Source organism: Roseobacter sp. SK209-2-6, from assembly GCF_000169455.1.
Taxonomy (GTDB): Bacteria; Pseudomonadota; Alphaproteobacteria; order Rhodobacterales; family Rhodobacteraceae; genus Pseudophaeobacter.
The window spans coordinates 182,279-201,098 of sequence record NZ_AAYC01000007.1 but is presented as its reverse complement, the minus strand read 5'-3'; the positions used below and the strand labels follow the sequence as shown (position 1 = coordinate 201,098).

Annotated in this window: 18 protein-coding genes; 8 read left to right on the top strand and 10 right to left on the bottom strand. The window is 57.7% G+C overall.

Features of this window, described 5'->3' with window-relative positions:
• Positions 1-65: 65 nt before the first annotated feature.
• Genes RSK20926_RS12645 through RSK20926_RS12630 form a run of 4 tightly spaced genes read right to left on the bottom strand, consistent with a single transcriptional unit; the run spans position 66 to position 3,935 of the window.
• Positions 66-1,124, bottom strand: a complete 1,059-nt coding sequence (locus RSK20926_RS12645; RefSeq protein ID WP_008207233.1) for an extracellular solute-binding protein — start codon at positions 1,122-1,124, stop codon at positions 66-68.
• Positions 1,125-1,143: 19 nt separating this feature from the next.
• Entirely contained in the window at positions 1,144-2,244 is a 1,101-nt protein-coding gene (locus tag RSK20926_RS12640) for an ABC transporter ATP-binding protein (protein WP_008207231.1), read from the bottom strand.
• Positions 2,245-2,268: 24 nt separating this feature from the next.
• On the bottom strand, positions 2,269-3,075 hold the full coding sequence (locus RSK20926_RS12635; protein ID WP_008207229.1) for an ABC transporter permease: 807 nt from the start codon (positions 3,073-3,075) through the stop codon (positions 2,269-2,271).
• Positions 3,072-3,935: an ABC transporter permease gene (locus RSK20926_RS12630; protein WP_008207228.1), complete on the bottom strand. Its 864-nt coding sequence runs from the start codon at positions 3,933-3,935 to the stop codon at positions 3,072-3,074. The genes RSK20926_RS12635 and RSK20926_RS12630 overlap by 4 nt, the downstream gene beginning before the upstream one ends.
• A gap of 252 nt (positions 3,936-4,187) precedes the next feature.
• Here RSK20926_RS12630 and RSK20926_RS12625 point away from each other — a divergent pair, with 252 nt between their 5' ends.
• Positions 4,188-4,859: a TetR family transcriptional regulator C-terminal domain-containing protein gene (locus RSK20926_RS12625; protein ID WP_008207226.1), complete on the top strand. Its 672-nt coding sequence runs from the start codon at positions 4,188-4,190 to the stop codon at positions 4,857-4,859.
• Between the two features lie 3 nt (positions 4,860-4,862).
• On the opposite strand, the gene RSK20926_RS12620 is transcribed toward RSK20926_RS12625, so the two are convergent.
• Positions 4,863-6,236 (bottom strand): aminotransferase, encoded by a 1,374-nt coding sequence (locus RSK20926_RS12620; protein WP_008207225.1) that lies wholly within the window; start codon positions 6,234-6,236, stop codon positions 4,863-4,865.
• A 168-nt stretch (positions 6,237-6,404) separates the two neighbouring features.
• On the opposite strand from RSK20926_RS12620, the gene RSK20926_RS12615 reads away from it, so the two are divergent.
• A complete protein-coding gene (locus tag RSK20926_RS12615) occupies positions 6,405-7,040 on the top strand; it encodes a TetR family transcriptional regulator (protein WP_008207224.1) in 636 nt (211 codons plus the stop codon).
• A 173-nt stretch (positions 7,041-7,213) separates the two neighbouring features.
• Positions 7,214-8,587: an MATE family efflux transporter gene (locus tag RSK20926_RS12610; RefSeq protein WP_037255066.1), complete on the top strand. Its 1,374-nt coding sequence runs from the start codon at positions 7,214-7,216 to the stop codon at positions 8,585-8,587.
• A gap of 84 nt (positions 8,588-8,671) precedes the next feature.
• Here RSK20926_RS12610 and RSK20926_RS12605 read toward each other — a convergent pair whose 3' ends face one another.
• The 4 genes from RSK20926_RS12605 to RSK20926_RS12590 form a co-directional block, all read right to left on the bottom strand.
• Positions 8,672-9,856 (bottom strand): vWA domain-containing protein, encoded by a 1,185-nt coding sequence (locus tag RSK20926_RS12605; protein WP_008207222.1) that lies wholly within the window; start codon positions 9,854-9,856, stop codon positions 8,672-8,674.
• 29 nt (positions 9,857-9,885) lie between these two features.
• Entirely contained in the window at positions 9,886-10,065 is a 180-nt protein-coding gene (locus RSK20926_RS12600; RefSeq protein WP_008207221.1) for a hypothetical protein, read from the bottom strand.
• 41 nt (positions 10,066-10,106) lie between these two features.
• The gene (locus RSK20926_RS12595) at positions 10,107-11,489 is read right to left on the bottom strand and encodes a DUF2927 domain-containing protein (RefSeq protein ID WP_008207220.1); all 1,383 of its coding nucleotides are present in this window, start codon (positions 11,487-11,489) and stop codon (positions 10,107-10,109) included.
• A 262-nt stretch (positions 11,490-11,751) separates the two neighbouring features.
• Positions 11,752-12,591: an AAA family ATPase gene (locus RSK20926_RS12590; RefSeq protein WP_008207218.1), complete on the bottom strand. Its 840-nt coding sequence runs from the start codon at positions 12,589-12,591 to the stop codon at positions 11,752-11,754.
• Between the two features lie 466 nt (positions 12,592-13,057).
• Here RSK20926_RS12590 and dksA point away from each other — a divergent pair, with 466 nt between their 5' ends.
• Together dksA and RSK20926_RS12580 are read left to right on the top strand one after the other, a co-directional pair.
• Positions 13,058-13,480: an RNA polymerase-binding protein DksA gene (gene dksA, locus RSK20926_RS12585; protein WP_037255064.1), complete on the top strand. Its 423-nt coding sequence runs from the start codon at positions 13,058-13,060 to the stop codon at positions 13,478-13,480.
• 96 nt (positions 13,481-13,576) lie between these two features.
• A complete protein-coding gene (locus RSK20926_RS12580; protein WP_008207214.1) occupies positions 13,577-14,797 on the top strand; it encodes an FAD-dependent monooxygenase in 1,221 nt (406 codons plus the stop codon).
• Between the two features lie 148 nt (positions 14,798-14,945).
• Here the strand turns inward: RSK20926_RS12580 and xth are convergent, their stop codons facing one another.
• Positions 14,946-15,752: an exodeoxyribonuclease III gene (xth, locus tag RSK20926_RS12575; protein ID WP_008207210.1), complete on the bottom strand. Its 807-nt coding sequence runs from the start codon at positions 15,750-15,752 to the stop codon at positions 14,946-14,948.
• A gap of 368 nt (positions 15,753-16,120) precedes the next feature.
• On the opposite strand from xth, the gene RSK20926_RS12570 reads away from it, so the two are divergent.
• From RSK20926_RS12570 to RSK20926_RS12560, 3 genes are all read left to right on the top strand, one after another.
• The gene (locus RSK20926_RS12570; RefSeq protein ID WP_037255059.1) at positions 16,121-16,486 is read left to right on the top strand and encodes a DUF6749 family protein; all 366 of its coding nucleotides are present in this window, start codon (positions 16,121-16,123) and stop codon (positions 16,484-16,486) included.
• A gap of 121 nt (positions 16,487-16,607) precedes the next feature.
• Complete coding sequence (locus tag RSK20926_RS12565) at positions 16,608-17,723, top strand: DUF6902 family protein (protein WP_008207206.1); 1,116 nt, start codon at positions 16,608-16,610, stop codon at positions 17,721-17,723.
• Positions 17,720-18,784, top strand: coding sequence for a DMT family transporter (locus RSK20926_RS12560; protein ID WP_008207204.1), 1,065 nt, complete (start codon positions 17,720-17,722; stop codon positions 18,782-18,784). Before RSK20926_RS12565 ends, RSK20926_RS12560 begins: the two co-directional genes overlap by 4 nt.
• The last annotated feature ends 36 nt before the right edge of the window (positions 18,785-18,820 follow it).

Sequence of the window (18,820 nt, the reverse complement as noted above, 5' to 3'; positions counted from 1 at the left end):
TTTGTAGCAATAGTCGTGTGAGAGAGGGAAAGGCGGCGAAGCAGGACCTCCGCCGCCCCTAGAAGTCAGAAACCAGCTTTGATGCGCTCAAATTCCTTCAGCATCCGGCCTTCAAGTTTTGGGTTCACCGCGTCAAAGAACAGGCTGTCTTCAAAGAAACTGTCCACATCCGCAAAACCATAGGTCTCGATGAGGCCTTGATCTGCTGACTCAAAAGCAGCGGCATTCGAGTGGGCATAGCCCCAGCTTTCGATGATATACTTGCCACTGGCTTCAGCACTCAGCGCGTTCAGCATGTCATAGACCTGCTCGTCGCTTTGGGTTGAGGCTTCCAGATGCACGTAGCCGCAGACCCAGGTGGCAATGCCCTTGTCGGTGTCACGCATCATCTTGGCCGGGGTCTCGTTCCAGATCAGGTTCAGCTCCGACTGGTTCCAGCCCCAGCCCATGGTGACCTCGCCCGAGGCAAGGGCCTGGTCCAACTGGCCCGCGTCAGACCAGTAAAAGCGGATATTGGGGTGGATGGTGCGCAAAAAGTCCGAGGCTTTCTGAAACTCCTCCTCGCTCATATCCGTATAGCTGGAGGCGCCGGTGGCGAGGGCGGCCATCGCATAGGCAGAGGAGGCCGCATCGGGTATGGCGACCTTGCCCTGGTAGGCGGGATCAGACAGCAATTGCAAAGAGACCTGCTCTTCGCTGATCTGATCGGTACGATAGATCAGGCCGGTATTGCCCCATTCAAAGGGAACCATATAGGTCTTGCCGTCGATGGTGACGCCATCCACATCCTTGATCTGCGGCAGGAGCTTGTCCCAATTGCTGATTTTCGAGGTGTCGATGGGTTTCAGCAGACCCGCTGCAACCCATTTGCGCAGACCATCGGTGCAGGGATGGGCCAGATCCGCAGCAAAGCCCGATTGCAGCTTGGTAAAGGCCTCTTCGACGCTGCCGAAATAGGTATAGCTGGGCGCGCCGCCATATTTGGCGACATAGTCCCCATAAAATCCCTGATCTTCATAGCCGGACCAGTCAAAGACCGACAGGCTGGCGGCATCCGCCGTGGCCATCGTGGTTGTGGCGCCCAGAGCGGTGGCAGCCGCCAGTGCAGTTACAAAATGCTTCATTGTCTTCCTCCCTTTATCCTCATCCTTCGCGGGCCCCCAGATCAATGACCGAGGCGTTTTGAACGCCCAGCCAGACCTGGTCACCGCGTTTGTAATCAACCGTATGAAAGTAATTGGGGACAGCGACCGCGATGGGGTCTTCGACCCCTTCGGCGCGCACATAGTAGTGAACGCTTTCGCCATAAAAAGCGATGTCGCTGACGATGCCCTGCAAAGAAGCGTCATAGTCTTCGGGGCGGGTGGCGCTGATCTCCAATTGCTCCGGGCGGATGCCCGCCAACAGATCCGGGCTGCGGCTGATGGCATTGGGGTTCACATCGATGGTGAGCGGGCCAAAGCCCTGCAGATCTACCTCCACCGAAGCACCATTATCTGCCCTGACCCGCGCCTCCAGAAAATTCATGCCGCCAATGAAAGAGGCCACCCGGCGATTGCAGGGACGCGCATAGAGCACCTCTGGACGGTCAACTTGCTCCAGCTTGCCCTGAAACATCACACCAATACGGTCGGACATGGTCATGGCTTCATATTGGTCATGGGTGACCATCACAAAGGTGATGCCAAGTTTCTGCTGCAGGCGGCGCATTTCCAGCTGCATCGCCTCACGCAGGTTCTTGTCAAGCGCCGACAGGGGCTCATCCAGCAAGAGCACCTTGGGGCGCATAACCAGCGCACGGGCAAGGGCAACGCGCTGGCGTTGACCGCCCGAAAGCTCATCCGCCTTGCGGCTTTGCAAACCGCCAAGTTCGACCATCTCCAATGCTTCGGCAACGCGGTTCTGCATCTCCACCTTACCAAGACCCAGCTTACGCAGACCAAAGGCGACATTGTCGCCCACGTTCAGATGCGGAAAGATCGCATAGGATTGAAATACCATATTGGCGGGGCGTTTGTTGGCCGGGATATTGGCCATGTCTTGGCCTGCAATGCGGATGCTGCCCGCGTCATGATCCTGAAACCCGGCAATCATGCGCAGCGCTGTGGTCTTGCCGCAGCCCGAGGGGCCAAGAAGGGAAAAGAACTCGCCTTCTTTCAGCTCCAGGTTCAAGTCGCGCACGGCAACAAAGGTGCCAAAGCGCTTTTCCACCCCGGAGATTTCGATGATGTTCTGATCAGTCATCTGTGGTCCTCTTATACAGGGGGATCATTTGGCGGATTTGGTGGAGCGGCGGCGGAAGTATTCGGCGGTCAGCAGCAAGACGACCGAGGCCAGAAGCAGCAGAGAGCCAAGTGCCAGCGTGTTTGGCAGCTTTGCCGGGAAGCGGATCTGGCTCCAGATATAGACCGGCAGGGTCGGCTGGTTGCCCGAGAGGAAGAAGGCCAGCACAAACTCATCAAAGGAGACGGTAAAGGTGACCAAAAGGCTGGCCACGATGCCCGGCGCCACGATGGGCAGGGTTACCCGGCGAAAGGTGCCGATGACACTTTCACCCAGGTCAAAGGCAGCCTCTTCCAGAGATTGGTCAAAATCGTCAAAGGCGGATTTCATGATTGAGACCGCAAAGGGCAGGGCAAGGAAGACATGCCCCAGGATGACCGTGGTCAGAGAGGGCCGCAGTCCCAGTGATATGAACAGGACCAGCATGGAGGAGGCCACGATGATGCCGGGAATGACCAGCGGCAGCATCACCAGCCCTTCGGACAGTTCACGCCCCTTGAAGCTGTAGCGCACATAGGCGCGCGCCGCGAAGAGCCCCAGAGCCGTAGCCACCACCGCCGTCACGGCTCCGACAATCAGCGAGTTGCCCATAGCCTGCAAGAGCGTGTCCTGCGCACCAAGCTGGGCGTACCATTTCAGGGTAAAGCCTTTCATGGGAAAGGCGACGATAGTTCCATCGTTGAAGGAAAACAGCGGCAGCAGCAAGACGGGCAGATAAAGGAAGATCAGGTAACCGATGGCATAGGTGAACAGCCATGGAAATCTGAAAGGCCTGCGTAGGGGTGTACTCAACGGATCCTCCTTCCCAATGCGGTTGCCAGGAGGACAAAGAGGATGGCAACCACGCCGACAGCAGCCATGGCGACCAGCGAAAGCGTTGCCCCCAATGGCCAGTTATTGGCGGGGCCAAACTGCACCTGAATGAGGTTGGCGATCATCTTGCCCTGCGATCCGCCCACCAATGATGGGGTCACATAATCGCCCACGGTGGGGATAAAGATGATCAGGCTTGCCGCGATGATACCGGGGACCGTCAGGGGCAGGGTGACGCGGATGAACCGCTCCAGTTTGGAACAGCCCAGATCGGTGGCGGCCTCCAGCAGCGAGCGGTCGATCTTCTGTAGCGAGACATAGATCGGCAGGATGGCAAAGGGTGCCCAGGCATGGGCCAGGGTCAGGACCACCGCAAATTCATTGTAGAGGAGAAAGGTCAGGGGCTCATCAATCACGCCCAGCGACAGCAGCGCTGAATTCATCACCCCGTTGAACCCCAGGATCAGTTTCCAGCTGAACACCCGCAGGAGATAGCTGGACCAAAAGGGAATGGTGATCAGCAAAAGCCACAGGGTCTTCTTGTTGGTGCGAAAGGCGATGAAATAGGCAATGGGATAGGCCAGCGCCACGGTTGCAGCGGTCACTGCCCCAGCGATGAAGATCGAACGCAGTACCAGGTGGCGCACCAGAGGGTCGGTGGCGGCCTCCAGATAATTTGCCCAGGTCAGGGTTTTGTCGATTTCGACATAGGTCTGAGTCCAGAAACTATAGGCAACCAGAATGCCCAGTGGCCCCGCGACCAACAGCCCCACATAGAGGGAGGCTGGTGCACTCAGCGCTAGGCCTTTACCTGCCTCTGATTTGAGTAGTCCAGCCATGTGGTTCCATTGCTTGCATAGGGTTTGCGGGCGAGGCGTCCTGATAAAAAATGGACAATCGTCCATCGAAATCTGGAGGCTCCTGGGGGCTTCTGTCAACTGGATTCTTCAAAAAATGTACAAGCGTCCATTTTGCTTGGAGAAATTCCCATTCTATGACTAAACTGATGGACCAGGCCCGCTTGATGCGCTGGGCCAAAGCGCGTAACAGCGCTGGTTAACCTGGAGAGAGACTTCTAGATCGGAGGCCGGATGCCCGGCAAAAGGGAACAAAATCGCGAACATAACCGCCTTGCGCTGATCGAAGCCGTGCTGGAATCCGTTGCCGAAAAGGGGATTTCGGAAACCTCCGTCAGCGAGATCATTCAACGCGCTGGGCTGTCGCGGGGCATGATACACTTGCATTTTGGCGGTAAGGATAATCTGGTCCACGCCGCCGCGCGCCATTCCTCGGAGGAGTATTACGACGGGATCGAGGCATTGCTGCAGACCGCAGGTGATACTCCGCAGGCGCGGATTGAAATGATCGTGCGCGGCGACCTGAGTGAGCGGGTCTTGAACCGTCGCAATGTCAGCATCTGGTATGCCTTCCGGGGGGAGGCGCGCAATCGAACCGTGATTGCCGAATATTCCGATACCCGTGATGGGCGGCTGCGCAACATGATCCACAATGCCTTTTTGCGCGTGGTAAAGGAGGCGGGCTGCGCCGACGGGGCCGCAGTGGCCCGCGACGCAACCCATGGTACCCTGGCAATGCTAGAAGGGATGTGGACGGACTATCTGCTACATCCGGACCGCTTTGACCGCGAAGAGGCGATGCGGATCGTCTTTCGCTTTTTAGCCGCCATGTTTCCCGCGCATTTTGCCCTGACAGGTGCAATCGAGGCCAAAGAGGGGCGGGCGCGCGCAGCCGCGCCCACATAGTCCTCATAGTTCCGCTTCCACCTGTTGGATGGCCTTTTCGAGAATGTCGAACATCTCATCGATTTGCCCAGAGGATATGATCAGGGGCGGAGAGAAGACCGCCATATTGATCAGCGGGCGCACGATGAGACCCATGGCCTCGCAGGCGGCATCAATCTTGGCTCCAAGCTGCCGTTCTGCCTCCAGATCTTCGGCCTTGCCCTCGATACAGCCCAAGAGGCCCATCCCGCGGGTATCGCCCACGATACGGTATTTCCGCAGCGCTTGCAGCCGGGCCTGAAACTGCGGGGTGACGGCGCGGACATGCGCCAAGAGATCCTCACGCTCCATGATCTCGATATTCTTGAGTGCCGCCATGCAAGAGACCGGATGCCCGGAATAGGTATAGCCATTGGTATAGGTGGAGGCCTCTCCCAGATGGCTCATCTGCTGCAGGACACGGTCAGAAATGATGCAGGCGCCCAGCGGCAGATAGCCAGAGGTCAGCCCCTTTGCGCAGGTGATCATGTCCGGTTCGATGTCAAAGACCTCCTCAGAGGCGAACCAATGACCGAGGCGGCCAAACCCTGTCACCACCTCATCGGAGATATAGAGGATGTCGTGTTTGCGGCAGAGTTCCAGCGTGCGCTGTTGATAGCCCGGCGGCGGCACGATCACCCCGCCGGAAGAGAGGATCGGCTCAGCAATGAAGGCGCCGATGTTCTCGGCACCGATCTTTGCAATCGCCATCTCCATATCGGCGACCTTGGCATCGCACCAGGCTTCCAGCCCCATCTCTGAGGGGCGGTGATAGGGATTCACATCCGGCAGGAAATGCACCAGCCGGGTTTCAAAATCGAACTGGCTCTTGTCGCGTTCCTTGCCGGTAACCGAATGGGCCAGATAGGTGGAGCCGTGATAGCCCTTTTCGCGCGCGAGGATCATTTTCTTTTGCGGCAAACCCCGGCGGTTGTTCAGGTACTGCATGGTGCGCAAAGCGGTATCCACAGCGGTGGAGCCACCGGTAGTGAAGAAGACATTGTTCAAATCACCCGGGGCCAGTTCGGCCAGTTTGCGCGCCAAGAGGGCAGAGGGCTCTGTCGCATTGGTGAAGGGAGAGGCATAGGGCAGTTTCAGGACCTGCTCGGCAATCGCATTGGCCATTTCCTGGCGCCCATAGCCGATCTGGCTGCACCACATACCGCCTGGGCCATCGATGTAGCGTTTGCCATTCGCATCCTGCAGATAGATCCCCTCTGCCTGCTCCATCAACATGTTGTCGTAGCTGCGCCAGTCTTCCATCGCCATCCAGGGGTGGAGCTGATGCATGCGATCCCATTGGCTCAGCTCTGCGGCCCCTGGGGAATTGGCAAGAGGGGAGGGGGTCAACTTGGTCATTGTTCACGTCCTGATGCTAGGGCCGGGAGAGTCGCCGGAGGATGCTGGAAGCATAGGAATGGAGTTTTCTCGAGTAAAGTTTATTTGAGCGCTCACTCAAAAATAATGCAAATGACAGATCCTCTCTTTTGTGAAACAAGGGGTTAGCCGAGACAAAGAGAACCAGAGATGACTGCAAAGCCAGCAAAACCGCGCAAAGAGCGCAAGGAAAACGCCGATATGCGCAGGCGGCAAATCCTGGATGCGGCCTTTCGTTCCATCGTTCTCCACGGGCTTGCACGAACCACCTTGGCGACGGTCGCTAATGAGGCCGAGCTGTCCCAGGGGGTTGCGGTTTTCTACTTCAAATCAAAGACGGGCATCCTGACCGAGGCCATGCGCGACCTCTATCGCCGGTATGAAACTCATTGGTATGCAGCGCTCAAGGCCGCAGGAGAGGATCCGGCGTCACAATTGCGGGAGGTGATCCGCGCGGATTTTGATCCGGGGATCTGCAACCCGGACACGCTGACCGTCTGGTATGCCTTTCTGGGAGAGCAGAAATTTGTGCAGCAATATGCAGAGATTTCGGAAGCCTATGAGACAAAGCGCCTGGAGGAGTTGCAAAGAATTTGCCAAAGCCTTGCACCGGGGCAAGAGGAGCATGTGGAATTTGCCAGCGATTGGATCGACCGCATGACCGATGGTTACTGGCAGAAACTGCATCTTTTCTGGAAACCCGGAGCCGGGGAAGAGGCCACAGAACGCGCCCTGCGGGCCGCCGCAACCCTGTTTCCGGACCATGCCGAGACCTTGCTAGGATAGGCAACTCTCTTCTCGTTTACTGCTGCGGAATGGATAGGTCATCTGCTCCAAATGGGCAGATTGCGCATTTCCGCACATAGATGTTGCAGCACAAGATCACCTCTGACTGCCAAATCCTTCTTCTGGTGCTTGCCCGGAAGTGGGGAATTGATATGTGTACCCTCATGTCTGAGATGAGCCACACCACCCCAAATGCCAAAGCGATGTCCACACGGGGGCACGTCGGCGCTGTTCTTTCGCTGGGTCTGCCACTGGTTGGCGGCCATGTGGCGCAGTTTGCCATTGGCATGACTGATTCCATCATGCTGGGTTGGTACGGTGCAGAGGCCCTGGCGGCGGTGACCCTGGCGGGATCCTATTTCTTTGTGCTTTTCCTCTTGGGGGCGGGTTTTGCCATTGCTGTCATGCCCCTGGTTGCGGCGGCAGCAGGCTCTGGCGAGGGGCGCCAGATCCGGCGCACCACCCGAATGGGGCTTTGGCTATCCTTGCTCTTTGCAATGGTCGCAATGCCCTTGCTACTCTATTCGCACCCAATCCTTCTGCTGCTGGGACAAAAGCCGGAAGTGGCCGAACATGCCTCTGCTTATTTGCGGTTGGCGGGCTGGGGATTGTTCCCGGCACTTTTGGTCATGGTGCTGAAATCCTATCTGGCTGCGCTGGAGCGCACGCAGATCGTGCTTTGGATCACCATTCTTGCGGCTCTGGTAAATGGCGTCGTGAACTACGCCCTGATCTTTGGCAATTGGGGCGCACCTGAAATGGGAATTGCCGGTGCGGCGATCGCTTCGATTGTGACGCAGGGGATTTCACTGATTGCGGTCGCGGGTTATGCGCTTTGGGTTCTGCCAGAGCATGAGATCCTGAAAAACTTCCACCGCCCGGACTGGGAGATGTTCTTCCGGGTCTTCAGACTGGGTATGCCCATTGGCTTAACCAACCTGAGCGAGGTCAGTCTTTTTGCGGCATCTTCTATGATGATGGGCTGGCTGGGAACAATTCCGCTGGCAGCCCACGGGGTTGCCATGACCCTGGGCGGGTTGACCTTCATGGTGCATCTGGGGCTCAGCAATGCGGCCACCATTCGGGCGGGCAATGCCTATGGTCGCGGAGATCGGCCCCATATGGCCACCGGTGCGCGCGTGGTGATCTGCCTGTCGCTGGCGATGTCGGCCATTGGGATCGCAGCCTTTCTGCTGCTGCCAGAGCAGTTGATTTCACTGTTCCTGGACGCGGACGAACCGAACAAGCAAGAGATTATCCTTGTTGGGACCGCGCTTCTGGTGATGGCAGCGCTGTTTCAATTGGCCGATGGAATGCAGGTGGTGGCCCTGGGGCTTTTGCGCGGGGTACAGGACACCAACTGGCCAATGGTCATCGCCGCGCTGAGCTATTGGGCGATCGGTATCCCGGTTTCCTACGTTCTGGGCTTTGTCTTTGACCTGGGGGGCGTTGGCATCTGGAGTGGCCTGGTTCTGGGCCTCTGCTTTGCCGGGGTGTTCCTGATGCTGCGGTTTTGGCGCCATTCCATCAAGCGTGCGGGCAACTGAGCTGCCCACCACTGTACTTAACCGCATTCCCTGGTCCCAGATGGCCCAACCCTACATGGAGGAAGCCATTACGGGGGAGGCGCCTTAGCGGGTGAGTTCCTTCATGCCCTCTTCCAGTCCGGAGAGGGTCATTGGCACCATGCGATCATCGAAGATCTCGCGGATCATGCCGATGGAATGGGTGTAGTCCCAGTATTTTTCGGGCACCGGGTTGATCCAGAGATTTGAAGACCACTGCGCCCGGGCCCGTTCCAGCCAGACCTGACCCGCCTCTTTGTTCCAATGCTCATTGGCGCCGCCAGGGTAGGCGATTTCATAGGGCGACATGGAGGCATCGCCAACAAAGATGCATTTGTAATCAGGCCCATAGGTGCGCAGCACCTCATCGGTTGAGGTCTGGGCATCCCAGCGCCGCCGATTGTCGCGCCACACGCCCTCATAGAGGCAATTGTGGAAGTAGTAATATTCCAGATGCTTGAATTCGCTGCGCGCCGCAGAGAACAGCTCTTCCACCACCTTGATATGGGGGTCCATCGAGCCGCCCACATCCAGGAACAGCAGAACCTTGACCGCATTGTGCCGTTCGGGGCGGGTTTTCACATCGAGGTAGCCGTGCTCGGCGGTGGCGCGGATGGTATTGTCGAGATCCAGCTCTTCGTGGGCGCCTTCGCGGACCCAGCGGCGCAGACGTTTCAGCGCCACCTTGATGTTGCGGGTGCCCAGTTCCACATCGCCGTCGAGGTTCTTGAACTCCCGCTTGTCCCAGACCTTAACCGCGCGTTGATGGCGGCTTTCCTTCTGGCCGATGCGCACCCCTTCGGGGTTATAGCCATAGGCCCCAAACGGAGAGGTGCCCGCAGTGCCGATCCACTTATTGCCGCCCTGATGGCGTCCCTGCTGCTCTTTCAGGCGCTCTTTAAGGGTTTCCATCAGCTTGTCAAAACCACCAAGCGCTTCGATTTCCTTGCGCTCTTCCTCGCTCAGGTGTTTCTCCGCCATCTTGCGGATCCACTCTTCGGGGATGTCGACCGCATCCATGACGGCCTCGGGTGAAATCGCCTCCAGCCCTTCGAAACTGGCGGCAAAGGCGCGGTCAAACTTGTCGATATTGCGCTCATCCTTGACCATGGCCGCGCGGGCGAGAAAGTAAAACGCCTCTATGTCATAGGTGGCGATGCCCTTTTTCATGCCTTCCAGAAAGGTGAGATACTCCCGCAGGGAAACCGGAATACCGGCCTTGCGCAGGTTTTCGAAAAAGGGCTGGAACATTGGTTTCTCTTGCGGTTAGCGCAGCGGGGTCACAGGACGACGCGGTAGATCATGACATTGGCGAATACCGCCAGAATACCAAAGAAGATCGCCAGGACAGCGCCATATTGCAGTCTATCCGCAAGATTGCCGCCACGTTTCTTTGCTTTCAGCGCACCCAGTATGGCGCCCAACAGGACGGCGCCTACGACAACTTCGTTGATAATCATCTCTGTTCTGTTCCTCTACGCGCCGATCTTCATGGGCGCGGTCAATTCGTACGCGAACCCGGGTCAGATGTTGCATCTGCAACCAATTGACTGGTCCAATCCGGGCCAAAGCCGTAGCGTGCCCAACCCAGGCTGTCCAGCCTCAGCGCATTGGCTTCCCGGAGATTGCCCTGCAGTTCCAGCGCTTCGGCTTTGATCAACAGCGCATTGGCCAACAAGGCGGCGTTTTCATAGCGAGAGGCCGCTGCAATGGTTGGCGCAATGCGTGCCAGGGCCCCAGAGCCATCCCCTCTGGCGATATCAAAGGCCGCAAGCCGGGCCCCAATCACGGCCTGCTGCAACTCTGTGCCGGGCATCTTGCGCAGGGTGGCCATCGCCGCCTTGAAGTGTCGATGGGCGAGAGCAGGCTTGCTGGGTTGGATAAGGCGACCCAGTACATAGTGGCTCTGGGCGCGACGGTGGTCCTGCCAGCCCAGGTTCCGGGCAATGCGCACCGCCGCATTCGCCGCTTTCTTACGAGAAGTCAGAAGAGTGCTGGGTCCCAAAGCGGCTTCTATCGCAGTACTCCAGGTGGGATGCGTTTCTGGCAGAGGGCGGGAGGGACGATTTTCCCCAGCGGGGTTCAGACGCGCAAAGATCGCGGGCAAGCGCGCGGCGACCTCAGAGCGGCTCATCCCGGTTTTCAGCTCCGGGGCATAGGTCGCACGTAGGACCAACATGTCAAACCCGGTGAGGACCGTATGGGTGTTGTCATCGTTGAACACGGAATCCGGCAGGCGGTACAGGTCGTTCAAGGGGCCAATGGCCTGCGCCAGTTCCTCATGCAGGCAATCGCGCGCTTCCTGAGGGCTCACATCATTGGGGATGAAGATCGCCAGTTGTTTGCGTTGGCGCAGCTGCGCCCAATCGGTCAGGGGACTGCGCCGTTTGCGCTTGAGATCCGCAAGTGAGTTGACATTAGGCACCACAAAGCAGGCCGCCTTGGGCAGGACACGGCGGATGGCCTCACCGGACACGGATTGCAGGGTGATATGAGCAGAGCTGCCTCTGGTTTGGCGGATTGGAACCCCGGCCTCGCGCTGCAGTCGCGACAAAAGCCGGTTCAGATCCGCCTGCAAGCCCGGTGATGGCGTGCCGGTTAAGCGCAGGGTGATCGGCTCTTCGAACCGGGTGAAAATCGGCAGCTCGGTTCCGCCTTCCAGGCGAAAATGCAGATCCAGAAAATCGCGGATCATGTCCTTGTTCGCGCGCTGCGGCGCCTGCGGATTGGATCTGGCAAAGGACTTGACCGGCGGCAGGTTCAGCACCGAGGCATTGTTGCGACTGGCAGGGGTAGCGCGGTCAGCCACTGGTGAGCAAGCCGCCAGAAAAAACGCGGCGATCGCGATGGAAAAGGCAGGTCGTTGCAGGGCGCGCCAGGGCATTCTCATCGGCTAAAACCCCGCATGATCAGGGCCAGGGTGGTCAATGCCGGTGCGGATCCGCAATGCCATGAAAACTCCTAGAGTGGCTTAGGAAAAGGCCCAAAAGGGGCGCGGCGAAATGCATCTATAACAAGTGATAGGATAACGAGGCATGAATTTGAAGCGCCCGCCTAACAATGGAAGCCGGTTCAACAGAGGTGTAGCAAAGGCACCCCAATACCATCAACGGCATAGGGGCGCCTAAACGCAAATGTGAACCGGCTCAGCGGCGCCCACGCGCCATAAAGGCCAGGCGCTCAAAGAGGTGGACATCCTGCTCGTTCTTCAGCAGAGCACCATGCAGTTTCGGCAGCGCATTGGCGCCATCACGCGCCAGATCCTCTGGGCTCAGATCTTCAGCCAGCAAGAGCTTCAGCCAATCCAGAACCTCGGAGGTGGAGGGTTTCTTTTTGAGCCCCTGGGTGTCGCGGATCTCATAAAATTGGGTGAGCGCAGTGGTCAGCAGGTCTTCCTTGATCCCGGGGTGATGCACCTCGACAATTTTCTTCATCGTTTCCGCATCGGGGAAGCGGATGTAGTGGAAGAAGCAGCGCCGCAAAAAGGCGTCTGGCAGCTCTTTTTCATTGTTCGAGGTGATGATCATGATCGGGCGGTGCTTGGCCTTGATCGTTTCACCGGTCTCGTAGACGTGGAACTCCATCTTATCGAGTTCCTGCAGGAGGTCGTTTGGGAATTCGATATCCGCCTTGTCGATCTCGTCAATCAGCAGAACAACCTTTTCACCCGCCTCAAAGGCTTCCCAGAGCTTTCCCTTCTTGATGTAGTTCTTAACGTCATGCACGCGCTCTTCGCCCAATTGGCTGTCGCGCAACCGGCTGACCGCATCGTATTCATAAAGACCTTGCTGGGCGCGGGTGGTGGATTTCACGTTCCATTCGATCATCCTGAGCCCCAGTGCCTCTGCAACCTGGCGGGCAAGTTCCGTCTTGCCGGTGCCGGGCTCCCCCTTGACCAGAAGTGGCCGCTCAAGCGTCACCGCCGCGTTCACAGCAATCTTGAGGTCGTCGGTGGCAACATAGGTTTCGGTGCTTTCAAAGCGCATGATCTGCTCCTGCTTGCGTTCAGGCAGGGGTAGTCGCAGCGGCCCTGCTTTGCAAGCGGGGCCGTTGCGTCGCGGATCCTGCGGCCTGCCAATGGCTTTCCGCGCGCTTGCGACATAGGTGAAAGTACGCGGAGGGTTGGTGCAAAACTGATTCCTCCCTGCGATCATCCACCGGTTGGCGCTTGCTTGCATGTGTTAGCAGGCCTCCCTGTTTTGGTGTCACGGAGTAGCCAAAAGAGGAAGCCGCGCAACCTTGGGTGGTTTCTGTGCGCTATGTGATAAAGCGCTGGTTTTGTTGACACTTGCGGGGTGCCAGAACCTCTTAGGGGGCTATTAACCAAGGCTGTTTACTATTCAGTAGTGACATTCTGACTTGCAGGGGATAAATGCAGCGGCATGGGGAGCCAGAATGTATGGCGCAATAGAAATTGAGACTTACATTATGGGCGAGACCGAAGGAGCCGAAATGAAACAAGAGATGTTTCTGCCGGAAGACTACCGTCCGGCCGAAGATGAGCCTTTCATGAATGATCGGCAGCTTGAGTATTTCCGACGTAAACTTCTGAATTGGAAGCAGGAATTGCTCGCAGATAGCCGCGATACGATTGAAGGCCTGCAAGACAACACCCGCAACATTCCCGACGTTGCGGATCGTGCCAGCGAAGAGACCGATAGGGCTTTGGAGCTGCGCACAAGAGACCGTCAGCGCAAATTGGTTGCCAAAATCGATGCTGCAGTTCGCAGAATTGACGAAGGCGAATACGGTTACTGTGAAGTGACTGGAGAACCTATTTCCTTGAAGCGTCTGGATGCCCGTCCGATTGCCACTATGAGCCTTGAGGCTCAGGAGCGGCACGAACGGCGCGAAAAAGTCCATCGCGACGACTGATTTTCGTAATTCTGACCAAAAAACATCAGCGCCGGGGCCTGTCGCCCCGGCGTTTTTTGTATATGGATGCTATACGAAGACAGGGAAATCGCCCCAATGGCATTGGATCATCTCAATATTACGATTGCCGGTGCCGGAATTGGTGGTCTGACGGCTGCGCTCATCCTGCGTCGCATGGGGGCAGAGGTTACTGTTCTGGAACAGGCCGAGGCGATCTCTGAGGTTGGTGCCGGTTTGCAGATTTCGCCCAATGGTATGGCCGTTCTACGCAAACTCGGCCTTCAGGATGATCTGATCTGGCGGTCGCCGCGCGCGCGGGCAGTTGTCCTGCGCTCCCATCGCCAAGGCCAAGAGGTGCTGCGCCTGGATCTGGAGCAATATGCCTCGGATCTAAACTTCTATTTTGTGCATCGCGCAGACCTGATCCAAATCCTGGCCGATGCCGCCCGTGAGGAAGGTGTTCAGATCCGGCTCTTGCAAAAGGTGCTGCGGGTTGAGCATAACCCAAAACCGGTTCTGCAACTGGCAAATGGCGCTCAATGCGGTGGCGATTTGATCATTGGAGCCGATGGGCTTCATTCCAAAGCGCGCAAGGCTCTGAATGAGGCAGGACAGCCGAGGTTTACCGGGCAGGTGGCCTGGCGGGCAATCGTGCCGAATACCTCTGAATTGCCAAATGAAGCGCAGGTCTTCATGGGCCCAGGACGCCATTTGGTTGCCTATCCCCTGCGCGATGGCAGCAAGGTGAACCTGGTGGCGGTGCAAGAGCGCAAGGCCTGGGCGGATGAGGGCTGGCATATTCAGGACGCGCCCGAGAATGTAAAAACAGCTTTTGCCAGTTTCGGCGGGGTGGCTGGGCAGCTGATGAACCAGATCGATGAAGTCATGCTGTGGGGCCTGTTCCGCCACCCGGTGGCCACCAACTGGCATCGCGGCGCTTTGGTGCTCCTGGGGGATGCGGCGCATCCAACGCTGCCCTTCATGGCCCAAGGCGCCAACCTGGCGCTAGAGGATGCCTGGGTTCTGGGGCAGTGCATTAAGGCCTCGCCCAGTGATATTCCAGCGGCCCTGGCCTGCTATCAGGCCTGCCGAAAGGATCGGGCGGAAAAGGTTGTTGATGCGGCGACCAGCAATGCCTGGAAATACCACCTGCGCCCACCACTGAACTGGCCCGCGCATCAGATCCTCAGGACCGCCGGTCGCCTGGCTCCGGCGCGGATGGTGCAGCAGTTCGATTGGATCTATCGCCACAATGTGACAGAGCAAGGGGCTTCTGGGAAGGCAACCGAGAAGGCCAAGGAAACAGAGCAAGCCTAGCTATGCTTTGAAATTACTGGATTAGGCAGCGCTGCGGCAAAGTCAGTTTTGCATGCCTGTTTTAGGATCTGAATACTGCCCTTGCAAACCGGCCCCTTCAGCGGAGTACGCGCCTCCGCTGGGTATGATTGGTTCTGGGGAGTTGGAGCTACAGGTCCAGATCCACCCAGATTGGGACATGGTCCGAGGGCTTTTCCCGACCGCGGATCTCTTTGTCGATCTGGCAATCGCGCAGTAGGTCAGCGGCCTGTGGTGATAGCAGGAAATGATCAATGCGAATGCCATCATCTCGGTTCCAGGCACCCGCCTGATAGTCCCAGAAGGAATAATGCCCAGGGCCTTGGTGACGGGCGCGGAAGGCTTCGGTGAAGCCGAGGTTCACAATCTGCTGATAGGCCGCGCGGCTTTCCGGGCGGTGCAAGGCATCCTCGCGCCAGGCTTCCGGGCGCTTGGCGTCTTCGGCCTGGGGGATGATGTTGTAATCGCCCGCCATCAGGGCAGGGGTCTCTTCCGCCAGGAGGTCCTGCGCGCGCTTATGCAACCGCTCCATCCAGGCAAGCTTATAGGCGTATTTGCCACCCGCCACAGGGCTTCCGTCCACCTCCAGCTCAACCGGGTTGCCATTTGGCAGGTAGAGGCCGCAGATACGCAGTGCCTGTTTGCCCACTACTGTGGCTTCGATCCAACGGGCCTGCTCATCGCTGTCATCCCCGGGCAGGCCGCGCCGAATATCCTCCAGGGGCAGTTTTGACAGGATGGCAACGCCGTTGAAGCTTTTCTGCCCATGGGTTTCGACATTGTAACCGCGCTCCTCAAAGAGTTCGCGCGGGAAAGCTTCATCTACCGATTTGATTTCCTGCAGCAGAACCACATCCGGCTGCGCCTCATCCAACCATTGAGGCAGAGCAGCGGCTCGCGCTTTGATGCCGTTGATATTGAAGCTGGCGATTTTCATGAGGTTCTCCTGCGGGACCGAATTTGTGGCTGGCAACAGCTATCGCGCAAAGCGGCTATGGGGGCAAGCATCCGCTGGGAATTGTCGAATCGTTCAGGCTGAACTCGCGGCAGGTTCGGCGGTGGATTTGCAAAAATCGCGGATTCAATCTATGGTAATTTGAATTGACCTTGCAAATACCGCCTTGTGGATAGTCTGAACCCTGGCTTGTGGGCGTAATAAATTATTGAAAAATAAACAGTAACCTCAATTGAGTAATTGAAGTGGGTAAATGGAAAGGAGCAATCTTTGATTGAGTGACGCGGCTTCACCTGCCTTGGAAATGCATGTCAGCCTCAAGTGGTCTTGGTTCAAAAATGGAGATCCTTATGACTGCTTTGTACAAATTTCCCGCTCAGGTCGCCACGTCTTCAAATCCAAATGCGCAGAGAGGCGGATGTCTGCTGACAGGCGACGGGGTTTCATTGTTTTCCTCCGGGTCGATTTCTGCGGAACACGGACCCATGGAGCGGGGTTGCGGGGCGCAGCTCTTCAGTTCTGGCTCGCTCAGCACCCGCGCCGCAGCCTGGGCAGGTAATGGGGTAGAGATGTTCTCTTCCGGTTCAGCGCCCAGCGGCCAGATCAGCCGCGACCAGGGGGGGCTGGTTGAATTGTTTTCCTCTGGGTCTGCCCCGGTTAGCTTGGTGGATCGTGAGGCCGGGGAGGCGGTGCACCTGTTCTCTTCGGGCAGCTGAGGAGCCTGCCTTGGCCTTCCTGAAAACCAGGAGGGCCAGCCACGGAAGAGAAGCAGGTGCATTTCTTGCACACAGTTCGGGGATTGAGCGCTGAAAAGGCATTGCACGAAAGGAAGTTGAGATGGTTGAAATCCTCAGGTTTCCGGAGTTGCGGCTCAGACGTGGGCAGGCGGCACAGACTGCATTGATCCACTCAATCGCGCAGGCCCGCCACCCCCAGCAAAGCGTTCTCTGGTTGAAAGAAAACGCGGAGCTGCTGAATATTCTGGAGGCCACGGGGACAGGGCCTACTTTGGCGGCGGAGGCTCTTTTGCCTTTGCGCGATTTCTACCAGGAAGCCCGGCGCGCGCTGTTTTTCTTTCGTCCCTATTACAGGTTCTTCCTGTCGATCTGCATGGACCTAGAAGATCTGGCGGCCAGCGGCGGCTTTGCCCTATCTCGCAGAGACGGTATTGCTGCGGATCTGGCACGCTGGGTTCAGGTCGAAGGCCTGCCACAGCAGGAGCTTTCTGATCTGCAACGGGCTGAGGCGCAGCGCCTGCTGGTGCGACGCGGGGTCAAATGTGATTTTCCCGGCCTGCAGGAGCGATTGCACCGCTTCATGGAGGCCAGCTCACAGTTTTGCCTGCCGAACAAAAAGGCGGGTTATGAGCTCACCCATATAGTATTCTACCTCTCTCAATATGGGCGGTCCGCGCCGGACCTCAGCGCCAATGCGCACCAAAGCTTGATCTACGTTGGACTACTGGCCTTGCTCGACCAGGATGCGGACCTTCTGGCAGAGGTCTGTGTTGCTTTGCGCTACGCGGGGGCCGCTGTGCCACGACAATGGGAACATTGGCTGCAGTGTCATTTGGAGCAGTTTGAGGTTCAGAAGGACGGGTTTTCCGGCCAGGATGATTATCACGTCTATTTTGTTCAGGAATGGCTGCGGGCCACCCGCCATGGGGGGGCCTTCTCCGCACCTCTGGCCTCGGGGGGCGGGGTGAGCTTTCATCAACCCGTTGTTCCGGGTGTATTGCAGGCGCTTTCGCAGTTGATCTTCTGTTCCTCTACTGGAGGCGTGGGTAGGGGGGCGGACTGGGGTGGGCAGCGCGCGAGCATCCTCGCTGGTCTTAGTGAGGCACAGGCCGGGCTTCTTTTGCTGGCGGAAGGCAGCACCAATCATTTTGGAGAGTTTTTTGAGCATTTTGCCCGCAGTGGCATGATCCCAGAAACCCTGGGAGGTGCCGCATGACCAAGGCCTTTGGCCCAGAGCAGGCTAGGCGGGCAGCTCCGGTGGTTGCCACGCAGCAGCGACCCAGGCTCAGAATGGGGCAGCCGGGCCAAATTCGCCTAAAGAGCGGCGCCATTTTAGGCGGGCTCTTGGTACTGCTTTACACTGGTACGATCTCTGCAGCGGATGGGATAACAAAGCTTCTGGCCCAGGGCTATGCGCCCGCTCAACTCTATGTGTTTTCCGGTGCAATTGTTGCTGGGCTTTGTCTTCTGCTCTCAAAGCTGTCCCAGTTTCTCGCGGGGCGGAGTATTTCTTCCCAAACTAGCGGGCGGGCAGCATCTGCTGCGGTGCCCAATGGCGGCGCTCCGGTCCCCCATACGCAGGTCTGGCGCACAAATGCCCCGATGGCGATGTTGCTGCGGTCAATTGCGGCGCTGCTTGCTGCGGTTTGCTTTTTCTACGCTTTTCGGTTGTTGCCTTTCGCGCAGGTGTTTCTCTTTATCGGGCTCATGCCCCTGATGGCCGGGGTTCTGTCTGGCTGGATATTGAAAGAGAGGGTTGCCCCCGGCGCCTGGGCGGCCCTGTTGGCGGGGTTCGCCGGGGTCTTTTTCCTGTTTTCAAATGGTGGCAGTGCAGTGCTGACCTGGGGGCATCCAATTGCACTGCTGGGGGCCTTTTGTGGGACCTGCTCGATGATTTTGGCGCGCCATATCAGCCGTCACGACAGCACCAATCTACCGCAGGTGCTATACCCTAATCTGTTGCTCTGTCTGGTGATGCTGCCGGTGTTGCCCTTTGTCTGGCAGGATATGCCTCTGGCAGATTTTGGTTGGGTTCTTGCCTATGCAGTGCTGCTCTTTGCGGCGCGTTGGTTGGCTGTGGTGGCTCTGCGTCTGCTGCAGGCCCATGTGGTGACGGCCCTGATGAATCTGCAATTTGTCTGGATGCTGGTGATTGGCGCCTTGGTCTTTGGGGAGCAGACCACAATCGGAACATCTTTGGGGGGATTTATCGTGATTACCTCTGGGCTGTTTTTGCTATGGCAGCAGCTGCGCGCAGAGATGCAGGCAGTAAGATAACCCGAGCAAAACCCAATCAAGAGCATTGCTTGCCTG